Origin of the sequence: Actinoplanes oblitus (assembly GCF_030252345.1) — a bacterium.
GTDB lineage: Bacteria > Actinomycetota > Actinomycetes > Mycobacteriales > Micromonosporaceae > Actinoplanes > Actinoplanes oblitus.
In genome coordinates this window covers 7443839-7459996 of sequence record NZ_CP126980.1, presented here as the reverse complement: position 1 = coordinate 7459996, position 16158 = coordinate 7443839, and the positions used below count along the sequence as shown (strand labels likewise).

The following is a 16158-nucleotide window of genomic DNA, read 5'->3' as shown; positions in this document are numbered from 1 at the left end:
AGGGTGCTTGAAAAGCCAGTGCCAATTATGGCAATACCCCGGCCTGTCTTTGGACAGGTGGGAGATTCCTTTGGCAACATTTTTGTTGCCAGGAGCGCTTTACAACAGATTTTGTTGGAGAGTTTGATCCTGGCTCAGGACGAACGCTGGCGGCGTGCTTAACACATGCAAGTCGAGCGGAAAGGCCCTTCGGGGTACTCGAGCGGCGAACGGGTGAGTAACACGTGAGTAACCTGCCCCAGACTTTGGGATAACCCTCGGAAACGGGGGCTAATACCGAATATGACCTAGCTTCGCATGGAGCGTGGTGGAAAGTTTTTCGGTTTGGGATGGACTCGCGGCCTATCAGCTTGTTGGTGGGGTAATGGCCTACCAAGGCGACGACGGGTAGCCGGCCTGAGAGGGCGACCGGCCACACTGGGACTGAGACACGGCCCAGACTCCTACGGGAGGCAGCAGTGGGGAATATTGCACAATGGGCGGAAGCCTGATGCAGCGACGCCGCGTGAGGGATGACGGCCTTCGGGTTGTAAACCTCTTTCAGCAGGGACGAAGCGCAAGTGACGGTACCTGCAGAAGAAGCGCCGGCCAACTACGTGCCAGCAGCCGCGGTAAGACGTAGGGCGCGAGCGTTGTCCGGATTTATTGGGCGTAAAGAGCTCGTAGGCGGCTTGTCGCGTCGAATGTGAAAACCCGAGGCTCAACTTCGGGCTTGCATTCGATACGGGCAGGCTAGAGTTCGGTAGGGGAGACTGGAATTCCTGGTGTAGCGGTGAAATGCGCAGATATCAGGAGGAACACCGGTGGCGAAGGCGGGTCTCTGGGCCGATACTGACGCTGAGGAGCGAAAGCGTGGGGAGCGAACAGGATTAGATACCCTGGTAGTCCACGCTGTAAACGTTGGGCGCTAGGTGTGGGGGACCTCTCCGGTTCTCTGCGCCGCAGCTAACGCATTAAGCGCCCCGCCTGGGGAGTACGGCCGCAAGGCTAAAACTCAAAGGAATTGACGGGGGCCCGCACAAGCGGCGGAGCATGCGGATTAATTCGATGCAACGCGAAGAACCTTACCTGGGTTTGACATGTACGGAAATCCTGCAGAGATGTAGGGTCCTTCGGGGCCGTTCACAGGTGGTGCATGGCTGTCGTCAGCTCGTGTCGTGAGATGTTGGGTTAAGTCCCGCAACGAGCGCAACCCTCGTCCCATGTTGCCAGCATTCAGTTGGGGACTCATGGGAGACTGCCGGGGTCAACTCGGAGGAAGGTGGGGATGACGTCAAGTCATCATGCCCCTTATGTCCAGGGCTTCACGCATGCTACAATGGCCGGTACAAAGGGCTGCGAAATCGTAAGGTGGAGCGAATCCCAAAAAGCCGGTCTCAGTTCGGATCGGGGTCTGCAACTCGACCCCGTGAAGTCGGAGTCGCTAGTAATCGCAGATCAGCAACGCTGCGGTGAATACGTTCCCGGGCCTTGTACACACCGCCCGTCACGTCACGAAAGTCGGCAACACCCGAAGCCGGTGGCCTAACCCCTTGTGGGAGGGAGCCGTCGAAGGTGGGGCTGGCGATTGGGACGAAGTCGTAACAAGGTAGCCGTACCGGAAGGTGCGGCTGGATCACCTCCTTTCTAAGGAGCATTCTTCCGTCGAAAGATGGACAGAAATCCTGCACCAGCCGAATGTGTTGGTGAGGAGCTCACAGGCGGAGACACTGGCTAATCGGGTTTGGCAACGGCCGGCCTCGCTAGTACGACCCTTCGGGGTAGGGAACGCGGGCTGGTGCGGCTGGATCTCGGTGATGAGCACCCTGTTGGGTATCTGAAAGAACAACCCTTGTGGTTGGTCTTCAATGCCAGGCATGACCTGGCAGCCCATACCGGCCGCGGATTGCGGTGCTGGTGAGCTGCTGTTGGGGTTGTGGGTTGGTCGTTGGTTGAGAATTGCACAGTGGACGCGAGCATCTTGTTTTCTGTGGTTAAGTTGTCAAGGGCGAACGGTGGATGCCTTGGCACCAGGAGCCGATGAAGGACGTGGGAGGCCGCGATAGGCCTGGGGGAGCTGTCAACCTAGCTGTGATCCCAGGGTGTCCGAATGGGGAAACCTGGCACGAGTCATGTCGTGTCATCCATGCCTGAATTCATAGGGCATGTGAGGGGAACGCGGGGAAGTGAAACATCTCAGTACCCGTAGGAAGAGAAAACAACCGTGATTCCGTGAGTAGTGGCGAGCGAAAGCGGATCTAGCCTAAACCTTGCGTGTGTGATACCTGTCAGGGGTTGCACGTGGGGGGTCGTGGGACCTGCTTGAGGTTACTGACATGGCCTCGAAGAGTTACAAAGTTTGGTGTTAGTCGAATGGTGTGGGAAAGCCAGCCGTAGACGGTGAGAGCCCGGTAGACGAAAATTCCAAGCCTCTTTGCAGTGTTCCCGAGTAGCAGCGGACTCCTAGAATCTGCTGTGAATTTGCCAGGACCACCTGGTAAGGCTGAATACTTCCTGGTGACCGATAGCGGACAAGTACCGTGAGGGAATGGTGAAAAGTACCCCGGGAGGGGAGTGAAATAGTACCTGAAACCGTTCGCCTACAATCCGTCAGAGCCTTTCGGGGTGATGGCGTGCCTTTTGAAGAATGAGCCTGCGAGTTAGTGGCATGTGGCGAGGTTAACCCGTGTGGGGTAGCCGTAGCGAAAGCGAGTCTGAATAGGGCGTTTTTAGTCGCATGTTCTAGACCCGAAGCGGGGTGATCTAGCCATGGGCAGGTTGAAGCGTGGGTAAGACTGCGTGGAGGACCGAACCCACCAACGTTGAAAAGTTGGGGGATGACCTGTGGTTAGGGGTGAAAGGCCAATCAAACTCCGTGATAGCTGGTTCTCCCCGAAATGCATTTAGGTGCAGCGTCGTGTGTTTCTTGCCGGAGGTAGAGCACTGGATGGTCTAGGGGGCCCACAAGCTTACTGAAATCAGCCAAACTCCGAATGCCGGTAAGTGAGAGCGCGGCAGTGAGACTGCGGGGGATAAGCTTCGTAGTCGAGAGGGAAACAGCCCAGATCGCCAGCTAAGGCCCCTAAGCGTGTGCTAAGTGGAAAAGGATGTGGGATCGCATGGACAACCAGGAGGTTGGCTTAGAAGCAGCCACCCTTTAAAGAGTGCGTAATAGCTCACTGGTCAAGTGGTTCCGCGCCGACAATGTAGCGGGGCTCAAGCACACCGCCGAAGCTGTGGCATTCACACTTTGTGTGGATGGGTAGGGGAGCGTCGTGCAGCGGGTGAAGCGGCGGAGTGATCCAGCCGTGGACGCTGTACGAGTGAGAATGCAGGCATGAGTAGCGAATGAAGGGTGAGAACCCCTTCCGCCGGATGACCAAGGGTTCCAGGGCCAGGCTAATCCGCCCTGGGTGAGTCGGGGCCTAAGGCGAGGCCGAGAGGCGTAGTCGATGGATAACGGGTTGATATTCCCGTACCCGCAAAGAAACGCCCAAGACGAACCCATCTGTACTAACTGCCCAAAGCTTGTGAGGACTTCGGTTTGATCGAGTGGCGGCCAGGACCTTGGGTGGTAGTAGTTTAGTGATGGGGTGACGCAGGAAGGTAGATGATCCCGGCCGGTGGTTGTGCCGGGGTAAGCGTGTAGGCCGTCATGTAGGCAAATCCGCATGGCAATAGGCTGAGACGTGATGCCGAGCCGTTCTGGTGAAGTCATTGATCCTATGCTGCCGAGAAAAGCCTCTAGCGATGTTTCGAGCGGCCCGTACCCTAAACCGACACAGGTGGTCAGGTAGAGAATACCGAGGCGACGGGTGAACTGTGGTTAAGGAACTCGGCAAATTGCCCCCGTAACTTAGGGAGAAGGGGGGCCGGACGCGTGAAGCCCCTTGCGGGTGGAGCGTGGTATGGCCGCAGAGAGCAGGGGGAAGCGACTGTTTACTAAAAACACAGGTCCATGCCAAGTCGTAAGACGATGTATATGGACTGACGCCTGCCCGGTGCTGGAACGTTAAGGGGACCTGTTAGCTCTTCGGGGCGAAGCGGAGAACTTAAGCGCCAGTAAACGGCGGTGGTAACTATAACCATCCTAAGGTAGCGAAATTCCTTGTCGGGTAAGTTCCGACCTGCACGAATGGCGTAACGACTTCCCCACTGTCTCAACCACAGGCCCGGCGAAATTGCAGTACGAGTAAAGATGCTCGTTACGCGCGGCAGGACGGAAAGACCCCGGGACCTTTACTATAGCTTGACATTGGTATCTGAATTCGATTGTGTAGGATAGGTGGGAGCCGGTGAAGCTCGGACGCCAGTTCGGGTGGAGGCGTTGTTGAAATACCACTCTGTTGGGTTTGGGTATCTAACTTGCGGCCCTGATCGGGTCGAGGGACAGTGTCTGGTGGGTAGTTTAACTGGGGCGGTTGCCTCCTAAAGGGTAACGGAGGCGCCCAAAGGTTCCCTCAGCCTGGTTGGCAATCAGGTGTTGAGTGTAAGTGCACAAGGGAGCTTGACTGTGAGACTGACGGGTCGAGCAGGGACGAAAGTCGGGACTAGTGATCCGGCACTTGCGTGTGGAAGCGGTGTCGCTCAACGGATAAAAGGTACCCCGGGGATAACAGGCTGATCTTCCCCAAGAGTCCATATCGACGGGATGGTTTGGCACCTCGATGTCGGCTCGTCGCATCCTGGGGCTGTAGCAGGTCCCAAGGGTTGGGCTGTTCGCCCATTAAAGCGGTACGCGAGCTGGGTTTAGAACGTCGTGAGACAGTTCGGTCCCTATCCGCCGTGCGCGTTGGATACTTGAGAAGGGCTGTCCCTAGTACGAGAGGACCGGGACGGACGAACCTCTGGTGTGCCAGTTGTTCCGCCAGGAGCATGGCTGGTTGGCTACGTTCGGAAGGGATAACCGCTGAAAGCATCTAAGCGGGAAGCTCGCTTCGAGATGAGGTATCCCACCACCTTGAGTGGGTAAGGCCCCCAAGAGACTATTGGGTTGATAGGCCGGAGATGTAAGCACGGTAACGTGTTGAGTTGACCGGTACTAATAGGCCGAGGGCTTAACCACCCTAAATTTTCTGCTTGCGTCCACTGTGTGATTCACAGCAAACGAACAACCACCCTGTTTCTTCTCAGGGATTCTGGTTGGCTTCCGATGATGTCGGGGCCGGCTGGGGTGCCGGAGAGGGATACGGGTTGCTGGTTGGTTCCGCGCTGATAGCTGTTTCGGTGGTCATAGCGGAGGGGAAACGCCCGGTTACATTCCGAACCCGGTAGCTAAGCCCTCCAGCGCCGATGGTACTGCACTCGGGAGGGTGTGGGAGAGTAGGACGCCGCCGGACTCAACGTAACGGTCGAGGGCCGCCCCACCTGGGGTCGGCCCTCGACTGCGTTTATGACTTCGTTCCCTAGTAACTTTGTGTTTGACGCCAGGCCGCCCGCACCGAGGGCCCGCCGCCGTACTTGGAAGGACTGATCCGTGACTACAGGACCGCAGGACGGCGGCTCCAGCAACCGTGACGAGGCCCGGGAGGGCCGCGGTCGCGATGGCGGCGACGCTCGCCGCGGCGATGGAGGCGGATACCAGGGCGGCAACCGGTCGGGTGACCGCGACCGGGCCGGCTTCCGGGGTGGCGACCGCGACCGCGGCGGCTTCCGCGGCGGTGACCGCGACCGCGGCGGATACCAGGGCGGTGGCGACCGCGGTGGGTTCCGTGGTGGCGACCGTGACCGTGGTGGTTACCAGGGTGGTGGCGACCGTGGTGGCTTCCGTGGCGGTGACCGTGGTGGCTACCAGGGTGGTGGCGACCGTGGTGGCTTCCGCGGCGGTGACCGTGACCGTGGCGGCGACCGTGGTGGTTTCCAGGGTGGTGGCGACCGTGGCGGCTTCCGTGGTGGCGACCGCGATCGCGGTGGCTTCCAGGGCGGTGGCGAGCGCCGGCCGTTCAACCGTGACGACCGTGGTGGTTCGCAGGGCGGCTTCCGTGGTGGCGACCGTTCCGTGAGCGGTGGCGACCGTGGCGGGTTCCGCGGTGGCGACCGTCCGGGTTACCAGGGTGGCGGCGACCGCGGTGGCTTCCGCGGTGGCGACCGTCCGGGCTACCAGGGTGGTGGCGACCGTGGCGGGTTCCGCGGTGGCGACCGTGACCGTGGCGGCTTCCAGGGTGGCGGGGACCGTGGCGGCTTCCGCGGTGGCGACCGTGACCGTGGCGGCTTCCAGGGTGGCGGCGACCGCGGTGGCTTCCGTGGTGGCGACCGTGACCGTGGCGGCTTCCAGGGCGGTGGCGAGCGCCGGCCGTTCAACCGTGACGACCGTGGTGGTTCGCAGGGCGGCTTCCGCGGTGGCGACCGTCCGGGCTACCAGGGTGGCGGCGACCGCGGTGGCTTCCGCGGTGGCGACCGTCCGGGTTACCAGGGTGGCGGCGACCGTGGCGGCTTCCGTGGCGGTGACCGTCCGGGCTACCAGGGTGGCGGCGACCGTGGCGGGTTCCGTGGTGGCGACCGTGACCGTGGCGGCTTCCAGGGTGGTGGCGACCGCGGCGGCTTCCGTGGTGGCGACCGTGACCGTGGTGGCGACCGTGGTGGCTTCCAGGGCGGTGGCGAGCGCCGGCCGTTCAACCGTGACGACCGTGGTGGTTCGCAGGGCGGCTTCCGTGGTGGCGACCGTCCGGGTTACCAGGGTGGCGGCGACCGTGGCGGGTTCCGTGGCGGCGACCGTGACCGTGGCGGCTTCCAGGGTGGCGGGGACCGCGGTGGGTTCCGCGGCGGCGACCGTGACCGTGGCGGGGACCGTGGCGGCTTCCAGGGCGGTGGCGACCGTGGCGGCTTCCGGGGCGGTGACCGCGACCGGACCGGTGGCACCCGGGAGAGCTTCCAGGGTGGCGGCGGATATCGCGGTGACCGGCCGCAGGGTGACCGGCCGCAGGGCGGCGGGTTCCGTGGCGGCGACCGGGACCGCGGTGGCTACCAGGGCGGTGGCGACCGTGGCGGCTTCCGGGGCGGCGACCGTGACCGTGGCGGCGACCGGGGTGGCTACCAGGGTGGTGGCGACCGCGGTGGGTTCCGTGGCGGCGACCGCGATCGCGGTGGCTCCCAGGACCGGGGCGGCTACCAGGGTGGCGACCGGGACCGCGGTGGATTCCGTGGTGACCGGGACGGCGACCGTGGCGGGTTCCGCGGCGGCGACCGGGACCGGGGCGGCTTCCGCGGCGACCAGCCGGAGACCACCGAGGACGGCCAGGCCGTCTTCCAGGCCCCGGAGATCCCCGAGGAGATCAACGCGGCCGACCTGGACCAGGAGGTCCGCGCGGAGCTGGTGAGCCTGGCCCGGGAGGTCGCCGACACGGTCTCGCGGCACCTGGTGGCGGCCGGCACCGTCATCGACGAGGACTCCGAGCTGGCGCTGCAGCACGCGATCGCGGCGCGGCGGCTGGCCTCCCGGATCGCCGTGGTGCGCGAGGCGGTCGGCCTGGCGGCGTACGCGGCGGGGGACTGGACCACGGCGATCGCCGAGCTGCGCACCTACCACCGGATGACCGGCAAGCAGACCCACCTGGCCGAGCTGGCCGACTGCGAGCGGGCGCTGGGCCGGCCGGAGCGGGCGATCGACCTGTACCGCGGTGCCGACATGGCGAACCTGGAGAAGTCCGGGGCGATCGAGCTGCTGATCGTGGCGGCCGGCGCCCGTGGTGACCTCGGCCAGCACGACGCGGCCGTGGCGATGCTCCAGGTCAAGGAGCTGACCGGCGAGGAGACCGCGGACTGGGCGGCGCGCCTGCGCTACGCCTACGCGGATGCCCTGCTGGCAGCCGGTCGTCGTGACGAGGCTCGGGAGTGGTTCGGGCGGGCCGCCGCGGTCGACGAGGAGCAGCTCACCGACGCCGCGGAGCGGATCCTCGAGCTCGACGGGGTCACCATCGAAGGTGACGACGACGAGGACGACGAGGACCTCGACGACGAGGCGCGTGCCCAGCACGACGACCGTGCCGGGGACGACCGTGACGAGGACGACGACCGCGACGCGGACGGCCGGCCCGAGGCGGAGCACGACGAGGACGACGTCGACAGCGTTGGCGACCTCGACGAGGACGACCTCGAGGAGGACGACCTCGCCGACCAGGACGACGACGAGGACGACGAGGACTTCGAGGACGAGGACGAGGCGGCGGAGGCCCGGGTGGCCGACACCGACGTCAACACCGACGCCCTGACCGCCGAGCGGGACGAGGTCCCGGCGGCCGAGGCGAAGTCCGCGAAGCCGAAGACCGAGAAGTACGAGAAGGCCGGCGACGAGTTCACCGGTCGGGCGGACGACCAGTCGCAGGCATGAGTGATCACCTCGCCGGCGGCTACGACCTGGCCGTCTTCGACCTGGACGGCGTCGTCTTCCTGATCGACAAACCGATCCCGGGCGCGGCCGAGGCGGTCGAGCGGCTGCGTGCGGACGGGACCGCTGTCGCGTACGCGACGAACAACGCGTCCCGTCGCGCCGGCGAGGTGGCCGCCCTGCTCACCGGCATGGGTGTCAGCGCCGCACCGGCCGAGGTGCTCACCTCGGCCGGCGCGGCCGCCGCGCTGATCGCCGAGCACGTGCCGGCCGGTTCGCCGGTGCTGGTGGTGGGCGCGGAGGCGCTGCGCGGCGAGGTGCGGGACGCCGGGCTCACCCCTGTCGAGTCGGCCGGGGACAACCCGGTCGCTGTGGTTCAGGGGTACGGTCCCGAGGTCGGCTGGAAGGTCCTCGCCGAGGCGGCGCTCGCCATCCGTGCGGGTGCCACCTGGTACGCGACCAACACCGACCGCACCCTGCCCAGCCCGCGTGGCCCGCTGCCGGGCAACGGCTCGCTGGTCGCGGTGATCCGTACCGCCCTGGACCGCGAACCGGACGTGGTGGTGGGCAAGCCGCAGCCGGCCCTGTTCCGGACCGCGGCCTCGCTGGCCGGTGCGGAGCGTCCGCTGGCGATCGGCGACCGCCTGGACACCGACATCCAGGGCGCGGTGACCGCGGGCATGGACAGCTTGCTGGTTCTCACCGGCGTCAGCGGACCGGCCGATCTGCTGTCCGCTCCCGCCGAGCGACGTCCGACCTTCGTCGCGGCCGACCTCTCCGGCCTGTTCCGCCCCGCGGACCAGGCCCGGGTCCCGGCAACCGAGGTCGACGGCTGGCACCTCACCCACGACGGCGACCGGGCGACCCTGTCCGGTTCCGGCGACGCGGTCGACGCCCTCCGCCTGCTCTGCGGCGTCACCTGGAACGGGGTCCCGGCCACCGCCGTCAAGGCCGGCTCGGATGCGGCCACCGGAGTCCTGCGCGACTGGGGTCTCTGACCCGCGCTGCTTGTCCTGACGATGAGGGTCAGCCGAGTTCTCTCGGCTGGCCCTCATCGTTGTATCCGGGCTCGGGACACCACTCCCACGACCAGCCCGGGCTGGGGGCGCGTCACGGGCCGGGGTGGCGGCGGCTTCGCGGGAGCACCATGGGCGGGACTGGGGTGGGGGCGCGTCACGGGCCCGGGTGGCGGCGGCCTCGCGGGAGCACCACGGGCGGGACTGGGGTGCGGGCGGGACGGCTCAGGGCGTACCGTAAGCGGGTTTTGATCTGAATTGTCAGTGGTGGTACTGCTCGGGGCGAGGGCGGTGCCGGCGGCGGGGGAGCGGAGGGGCCTCGGGGTCGATGTGGAAGATGCCGTCGACCATGGCCACCATCGGCGAGCTCATATAGTCAAAATCGGGCACGGCCACCTTTTCGGCGCGCTGGTGCACGTTTTCCGCGTTGCACGTGCCGTCGATGCACGGAACGTCGGGACGGACGTGGTTCATGATCGCCTCCGAGTTGCCCGGGGCGGCCGTCGTCCGGCGGTCGCTCACTTCGCCTTCATCGTCCCACCGGGAATCGGCGGGCGGCCAGCGAAATGCCCTTTGGTGCGAGGGGATTCAAGCCGGTGGGGTGGCAGCGGCCGCCCGCGCCGTCGGTGCCCCAAGCGGATCAGCGGAGTCCGACGCGGCCGAGGCCCGGGAAGGTGGGCAGGTGTGGATCAAGACGCTGGTGATCCACAGGCGAGCGGCACGACCTGCGAGGGGGCGTCCGGAAGCTGTCACCAACGGGCCGAGCGGCTGGGCCGAGTGGCGGTGCGGATCCGCATCTCGGCGACGCCAGTGCGCGGCGGGTGGGAGAGCGGCCGAATTTCCGCTTCACTTGGCGATGGTGACCGTTCCTGATCCGTCGCTGCCGGGCGGGCTTGAACGATTGGGGCGCCCGGGGCGTATCACCCGGCGTGATCAGAGGAGTTTGCGGAGCTTGAGCAGGTCGAACGGGTTCGCCTTGATGGCGATCTGGCGGGACGCCATCGCGCGGGTGATGTCCAGCCGGCCGTTGATCAGCGCGATCAGGTTGTCGCTGGTGGTGATCAGGGCGATTTTCGCCTTCGGGTCGTCGCCGTCCGCGATGTCGGTCAGCAGGCCGCCGGTGATCCGCCCGTGGAAGGCGGTCTCCAGGTCGGTGATCCGGCAGGCGAGCGTCCGATCGAGGTCGAGCTTGCCGCGCGCCTCCGCGTTCGCCGCGAGCTTCGCGGCCAGGTCGTGCAAGGCTGTGCGGCACTCGTCCACGGTGGCCATCGGCGTCCCCCCTCGCGACACCAGCACCGTACCTCAGGAAGTTGTCGGGGGCTGCCGGTAGCGTGGCACCCGACGCGGCGAGAGGAGGAGGGATCATGCCGGATGCATGGCGGGCTTATCTTGACCTGGCGCTCGGGCTGACCGAGACGCCCCGGAAAAAGGCGCAGAAGGTCGCCGGTGAGCTGCTCAACCGGGGTGGTGCGACGGCGGCGCAGGTGCAGGGGCTGGTCGAGGACCTGCTCTCGGCGGGCATCGCCAACCGTGAGGCGCTGACCAACATCGTTCGTTACGAGGTGGATCGCGCGCTCGGGCGGGTCGGGCTGGCCACCGCCGACGAGGTGTCCGAGTTGACCACGCGCGTGCACGATCTGGAGAAGAGGCTGCGGGAGGCGCAGGCTCGGGCGGACGCGGCCGAGGGGGGTCCGGGGGCGGTTACCGCCAGGTCCGGGGCTTCCGGGCCGGGGACTGCCGACGCTTCTGCTTCCAGCGCTTCTGCTTCCAGCGCTGCCGCCCCAGGGGCCGGCGCGCCCGGGGTTGCCGCGCGGGCGGCTTCGGCGCCGGCCAAGAAGGCTGTGGCGAAGAAGGCTCTGGCCAAGAAAGCGGTGAAGAAGGCCACCCCGAACGCGATGCCGTCGGCGGGCACTGCCCCGGCTACCCCACCCGGTAACGCGCCCGCACCCGGGGCGCCGGCGGCCAAGACGGCGCCGGCGGCCAAGAAGGCGGCGCGGAAATCCACTTCGGCGGGTCCGGCCGCCGGGGTGAACGGGACGGTGCCGGCCGAGCTGGCCGCGGACGCGGTCGCGGCGGCGGTGGCGGAGGGGCAGCCGGTCGAGAGTCCGGGGGCCACCACTGCGGCGAGCGGCCCGGCTCGGAAGGCGGCGGCCAGGAAGGCCGCGGCGAAGAAGGCCGCGGCCAAGAAGGCGCCGGCCAAGCGAGCGCCGCGCAAGGCGGGGGCTCCGGCCGCTGGAAACGACGTCGCACCGGCTGTCGGGACCCCGGAGGGGACGGCGGCGTCGCCGGTCAGCGCGGTGAAGGAGGCGGCGGCCGCGACTGAGCTGCCACCTACGACGCCGGCCAAGCGCGCGCCGGCCAAGCGGGCGGCGAAGAAGACGGCGCAGGTGCCGAGTCAGGCTCAACCCGAGAAGTCGCAGCCGGTGGCGGAGAGCACCGGCCGGACCGAGACCCCGGAGGCGTGATTCCGTGACGTTCCCGAACCCCGCACTGGGCGGTCCACGCCCCGGCCCGCCCCAGGGTGGCCAGCGTCCCGGCCCGCTGCCCGGCGGGCCACGTCCGGGGGCGACACCGGGCGGCTTCCGGCCCGCGCCGCCGGCCGGTGGGTTCCGGCCCGGCCCGCCGCCGGGTGGGTCGCGTCCCGCGGGGGCGCCGGGCGAGCCGGTGCCGGCGGCGGCGCATTACCGCACCGACGAGGACGGGATGGTGGTGGAGACCGGTCACCCGGCGGTGGACGCGGTGCTAAGTTCCCTCGCCAACGCCGCGCGGCTGGCCCCGGCCGAGCAGATCGCCGAGTACGAGGCCGCGCACCAGGTGCTCCAGGAGACTCTGGCCGGCATCGATCGCTGACCGACGTACAAAAAGGATTTTGATGGCCCGCCGTGCGCGTCTCGACGCCGAGCTCGTCCGCCGTAAGCTCGCCCGTTCCCGGGAACAGGCCGCCCAACTGGTCGCGGCCGGCCGGGTTCAGGTCCGGGGGACCGTGGCCCACAAGGTGGCGGCCATGGTCGACCCGGCCGACCCGGTGCTGGTCACGGGCGAGGACCCGCAGACCGAGTACGTCTCGCGGGGAGGTCACAAGCTGGCCGGGGCGCTCGCCGCGTTCGGCCCGAAAGGCCTGGCCGTCGAGGGGCGGCGCTGCCTCGACGCGGGCGCGTCCACCGGCGGGTTCACCGACGTGCTGCTGCGCGCCGGGGCGAGCCGGGTGGTCGCCGTGGATGTCGGATACGGGCAGCTCGCCTGGCCGATCCGCACCGACGAACGGGTCGACGTGCACGAGCGGACCAACGTGCGCACCCTCACCCCGGAGCAGATCGGCGGGACGGTCGACCTGGTGGTGGCCGACCTGTCGTTCATCTCGCTGCGCCTGGTGCTGCCCGCCCTGGCCGCCTGCACCGGGCCGGAGGGCGACCTGGCGCTGATGGTGAAACCGCAGTTCGAGGTGGGCAAGGAGCGGGTCGGCGCGGGTGGTGTGGTGCGCGACTGGCGGCTGCGCGCCGAGGCGGTGCTGGACGTCGCGGCGGCCGCGGCGGAGCTGGGCCTGGGCGTGGTGGACGTGACGGCGAGCCCGCTGCCCGGGCCGAGTGGCAACGTCGAGTTCTTCGTCTGGTTCCGGCGGGGCGCGCCCGCCGCGGACCGGGAGCGGGTGGAGGCGGTGGTCGCGGCCGGGCCGTCCGGGAAGTCGCTGCCGGCCGGGCTCGCGGCGGAGCCTGGCTTCGTGGCGGATGCGGCGCCCGTGGCTGACCCGGCGCCCGTGGGCGAGCCGGGACTCGTGGCGGCGCCGGGACCCGCGGTGCGGGAGGAACTCGTGGCGGAGCCAGGGGCCGTGGCGGGGAAGTTCGGAGATCAGCCGGTGGCCAATCTGGAGGACAAATGACTCGCTCGGCTTTGCTGGTGACGCACACCGGGCGCCGGCAGAGTACGCAGCACGCCCGGACGGTCGCGCTGGACCTGATCGCGGCGGGCTTCGAGGTGCGGGTGATCGCCGACGAGGTGGCCGACCTGGACCTGCCGCCCGAGGCACAGGCGGTCGACGGCCCGGAGGCCGCCGAGGGCGCCGAGATCGTGCTGGCCCTCGGCGGCGACGGCACCTTCCTGCGCGCCGCCGAGCTGGCCCGGCCAGTGAAGGCGCCGCTGCTCGGCATCAACCTGGGCAAGGTCGGCTTCCTGGCGGAGGCCGAGGTCGAGCACATCGACCAGGTGGTGGCGGACATCGTCGCGGGCGGGTACACCGTCGACGAGCGGCTGACCCTCGAAGTGCGCGCGGAGTACGACGGCCGCCTGATCGCCGAGTCCTGGGCGCTCAACGAGGTGACGGTGGAGAAGGGCCAGCGGGCCCAGATGCTCGAGCTGATGGTGGACGTGGACGGCCGGCCGCTGTCCCGCTACGGCTGCGACGGTGTGGTGTGCGCCACACCGACCGGCTCCACGGCGTACGCGTTCTCGGCCGGCGGCCCGGTGGTCTGGCCGGAGGTGGAGGCGCTGCTGCTGGTGCCGATCAGTGCGCACGCGCTGTTCAGCAAGCCGCTGGTGACCGCGCCGACGTCGACGTTCGTGCTGACGGTGGATCCGTACACCTCGTTCGCGGTGCTCTGCTGTGACGGACGCCGCACCTGGGACCTGCCGCCGGGGTCGAGGGTGACCGTCGAGCGGGGACAACTCCCCGTCCGGCTGGTCCGGCTGGCCCCACGGCCGTTCACCGACACCCTGGTGGCGAAATTCGAGCTTCCGGTGGTCGGCTGGCGCGGCAACCGGCGCTGACCACGGCGATCCGTGTCGGCCGGGCGCGGCGGTCAGCTGGGCGGCCGTCAGCGCGGATGTGGCCGTGAGCAGCGCGGCCGTCAGCCGGGGCGCGCGGATGTATCGCTGATTGACGCTGATCAGAAACACCCGCGCTGGGCATTTGTCGGGGGGTCCCACTACCCTCTGCCGTGTGCTGGAGGAACTGCGCATCACCGGGCTCGGCGTCATCGACGACACGACGCTGCGGCTGTCGGGCGGGATGAACGTGATCACCGGTGAGACCGGTGCCGGGAAGACGATGGTCGTGACCGGTCTCGGACTTCTCTTCGGTGGCCGGGCCGACGCCGGCCGGGTCCGGGCCGACCCGGGCCGGGCGGTGGTCGAGGGGCGCCTGCGGCTCAACGGCACCCTCGGTGACGCGGTCCGCACCCGGATCGCCGACGCCGGCGGCGAGACCGACGAGGACGGTTCGCTGCTGCTCAGCCGCACGGTGACCGCCGAGGGCCGGTCCCGGGCGCACGTCGGCGGCCGCAGCATGCCGGTGTCCACGCTCAGCGAGCTGGGCGAGCAGGTCCTGGCCGTGCACGGCCAGTCCGACCAGCTGCGCCTGCTGCGGCCCAGTGAGCAGCGCTCCGCGCTGGACCGGTTCGCCGGCCCCGGGCACGAGAAACTTCTGGACAGCTATCGCGAGGCGTTCACCCGGTGGCGCCGGGTGGTCGACGACCTGGCCGACCGCCGGCGCAACGCGCGTCAGCGCTCGCAGGAGGCCGACCTGCTCAAGCTCGGCCTCGACGAGATCACCCGGGTCGACCCCCAGCCGAACGAGGACGAGGAGTTGCGCGCCGAGGTGCAGCGGCTGGAGCACGCCGAGGGGTTGCGGGTGGCCGCGGCCATCGCGGCGCAGGCGCTGGCCGGTGGCGTGGAGACGAGCGACGAGACGCCGGACGCGACGACCCTGCTCGGCACCGCCCGGCGCACCCTGGAGGGGCAGGCCGGAGTGGATGCCAAGCTGGGTGACCTGGCGCTGCGGATCGAGGAGGCGGCCACCCTGGTCGGTGACGTCTCCTCGGAGCTCTCGGCCTACCTGAGCGAGCTGGACGCCGATCCGGCCCGGTTGGAGGCGATCTACGAGCGGCGGGCCGCGCTGCGCGGCCTCACCCGGAAGTACGCCGACGACATCGACGGCGTGATCGCCTGGGCGGAGAACGCGAAATCCCGGCTCGGCGAGCTGGACTCCTCCGACGAGCTGCTCGACGAGCTGGACCGGGAGCGGCAGCGGCTGGCCGCCACGGTGGGCGAGCTGGCCGGGCGGCTGACCGCGGCCCGGCGCGAGGCCGCGACCCGGTTCTCCGAGGCGGTCAGCGTGGAGCTGGCCGGGCTGGCGATGCCGCACGCCCGGGTCGAGGTGGCGGTGCTCACCCACGCCCCGTCCAAGGACGAGCCGGCGGTGACCGTCGACGGCGCCGAGCTGGGTGCCGGGCCGGACGGTGCCGACGAGGTGGAGCTGCGGCTGCTGGCCCATCCGGGCGCCCCGTCGCTGCCCCTGCAGAAAGGCGCCTCCGGCGGTGAGCTGTCCCGGGTGATGCTCGCCATCGAGGTGGTCTTCGCCGGGGCGGGTGGCCCGCCCACGCTGGTCTTCGACGAGGTGGACTCCGGTGTCGGCGGCACGGCGGCGGTGGAGATCGGCCGGCGGCTGGCCCGGCTCGCGCGTACCCATCAGGTGCTGGTCGTCACGCACCTGCCGCAGGTCGCCGCGTTCGCCGATCGGCACCTCGTGGTGGCGAAAGACACCGGCGGCGCGATCACCACGAGCGGCGTCCGGATCGTGGAGGAGACCGAGCGGGCCCGGGAGCTCTCCCGGATGCTGGCCGGCCTGCCGGATTCGGACTTGGGTATCGCCCACGCGGAGGAATTGCTGGCCGTGGCCGGCCGGGAGAAGCGCGGTTGAGATACGGCGGATGAGGAATGCGAGGCGGAAAGAGGACAGGCCGGGAGAAGCATGGCCGCAGCACGACGGGTCGAGGGACGAGCGGATGAAAAGTCCGTTTTGTCGATGAGCTAGAGCATGTCTAACGGGGGCCGCGTGAAGCGGCGTGT

General features: G+C 68.2%; 7 protein-coding genes, 3 rRNA genes and 2 pseudogenes. 10 read left to right on the top strand and 2 right to left on the bottom strand.

Annotated features, from left to right (window positions below; genetic code table 11):
- Positions 1-111: 111 nt before the first annotated feature.
- The 6 genes from Actob_RS33160 (at position 112) to Actob_RS33135 (ending at position 9300) form a co-directional block, all read left to right on the top strand.
- Positions 112-1626 (top strand): 16S ribosomal RNA (locus Actob_RS33160).
- A gap of 345 nt (positions 1627-1971) precedes the next feature.
- Positions 1972-5044 (top strand): 23S ribosomal RNA (locus Actob_RS33155).
- A gap of 157 nt (positions 5045-5201) precedes the next feature.
- Positions 5202-5318 (top strand): 5S ribosomal RNA (gene rrf / locus Actob_RS33150).
- Together the 16S, 23S and 5S rRNA genes form the textbook arrangement of a ribosomal RNA operon.
- 204 nt (positions 5319-5522) lie before the next feature.
- Positions 5523-5981, top strand: a complete 459-nt coding sequence (locus tag Actob_RS33145; RefSeq protein ID WP_284915819.1) for a hypothetical protein — start codon at positions 5523-5525, stop codon at positions 5979-5981.
- A 1310-nt stretch (positions 5982-7291) separates the two neighbouring features.
- A complete protein-coding gene (locus tag Actob_RS33140; protein ID WP_284922420.1) occupies positions 7292-8305 on the top strand; it encodes a Replicase polyprotein 1ab in 1014 nt (337 codons plus the stop codon).
- A complete protein-coding gene (locus tag Actob_RS33135) occupies positions 8302-9300 on the top strand; it encodes an HAD-IIA family hydrolase (protein WP_284915818.1) in 999 nt (332 codons plus the stop codon). The genes Actob_RS33140 and Actob_RS33135 overlap by 4 nt, the downstream gene beginning before the upstream one ends.
- Positions 9301-9579: 279 nt before the next feature.
- Here Actob_RS33135 and Actob_RS33130 read toward each other — a convergent pair whose 3' ends face one another.
- Together Actob_RS33130 and Actob_RS33125 are read right to left on the bottom strand one after the other, a co-directional pair.
- The gene (locus tag Actob_RS33130; protein ID WP_284915816.1) at positions 9580-9840 is read right to left on the bottom strand and encodes a hypothetical protein; all 261 of its coding nucleotides are present in this window, start codon (positions 9838-9840) and stop codon (positions 9580-9582) included.
- A 411-nt stretch (positions 9841-10251) separates the two neighbouring features.
- Positions 10252-10587, bottom strand: coding sequence for an SCP2 sterol-binding domain-containing protein (locus Actob_RS33125; RefSeq protein ID WP_284915815.1), 336 nt, complete (start codon positions 10585-10587; stop codon positions 10252-10254).
- A 95-nt stretch (positions 10588-10682) separates the two neighbouring features.
- Here Actob_RS33125 and Actob_RS44145 point away from each other — a divergent pair.
- The 4 genes and pseudogenes from Actob_RS44145 to recN form a co-directional block, all read left to right on the top strand.
- A pseudogene (locus tag Actob_RS44145) lies at positions 10683-11339 on the top strand (phasin family protein); the annotation flags it as partial.
- Positions 11340-12190: 851 nt separating this feature from the next.
- Positions 12191-12988: pseudogene (locus Actob_RS33115) on the top strand (TlyA family RNA methyltransferase); the annotation flags it as partial.
- A 203-nt stretch (positions 12989-13191) separates the two neighbouring features.
- Positions 13192-14079 (top strand): NAD kinase, encoded by an 888-nt coding sequence (locus tag Actob_RS33110; RefSeq protein ID WP_284915813.1) that lies wholly within the window; start codon positions 13192-13194, stop codon positions 14077-14079.
- Between the two features lie 172 nt (positions 14080-14251).
- The gene (gene recN / locus Actob_RS33105) at positions 14252-16009 is read left to right on the top strand and encodes a DNA repair protein RecN (protein ID WP_284915811.1); all 1758 of its coding nucleotides are present in this window, start codon (positions 14252-14254) and stop codon (positions 16007-16009) included.
- Positions 16010-16158 lie beyond the last annotated feature (149 nt).

Bases quoted from the DNA above. Each gene is read 5' to 3' on its own strand.
- Actob_RS33145 (WP_284915819.1), top strand. From the start codon at position 5,523: ATGGCGGCGACGCTCGCCGCGGCGATGGAGGCGGATACCAGGGCGGCA.
- Actob_RS33125 (WP_284915815.1), bottom strand. From the start codon at position 10,587: ATGGCCACCGTGGACGAGTGCCGCACAGCCTTGCACGACCTGGCCGCG.
- Actob_RS33110 (WP_284915813.1), top strand. From the start codon at position 13,192: ATGACTCGCTCGGCTTTGCTGGTGACGCACACCGGGCGCCGGCAGAGT.
- Actob_RS33135 (WP_284915818.1), top strand. From the start codon at position 8,302: ATGAGTGATCACCTCGCCGGCGGCTACGACCTGGCCGTCTTCGACCTG.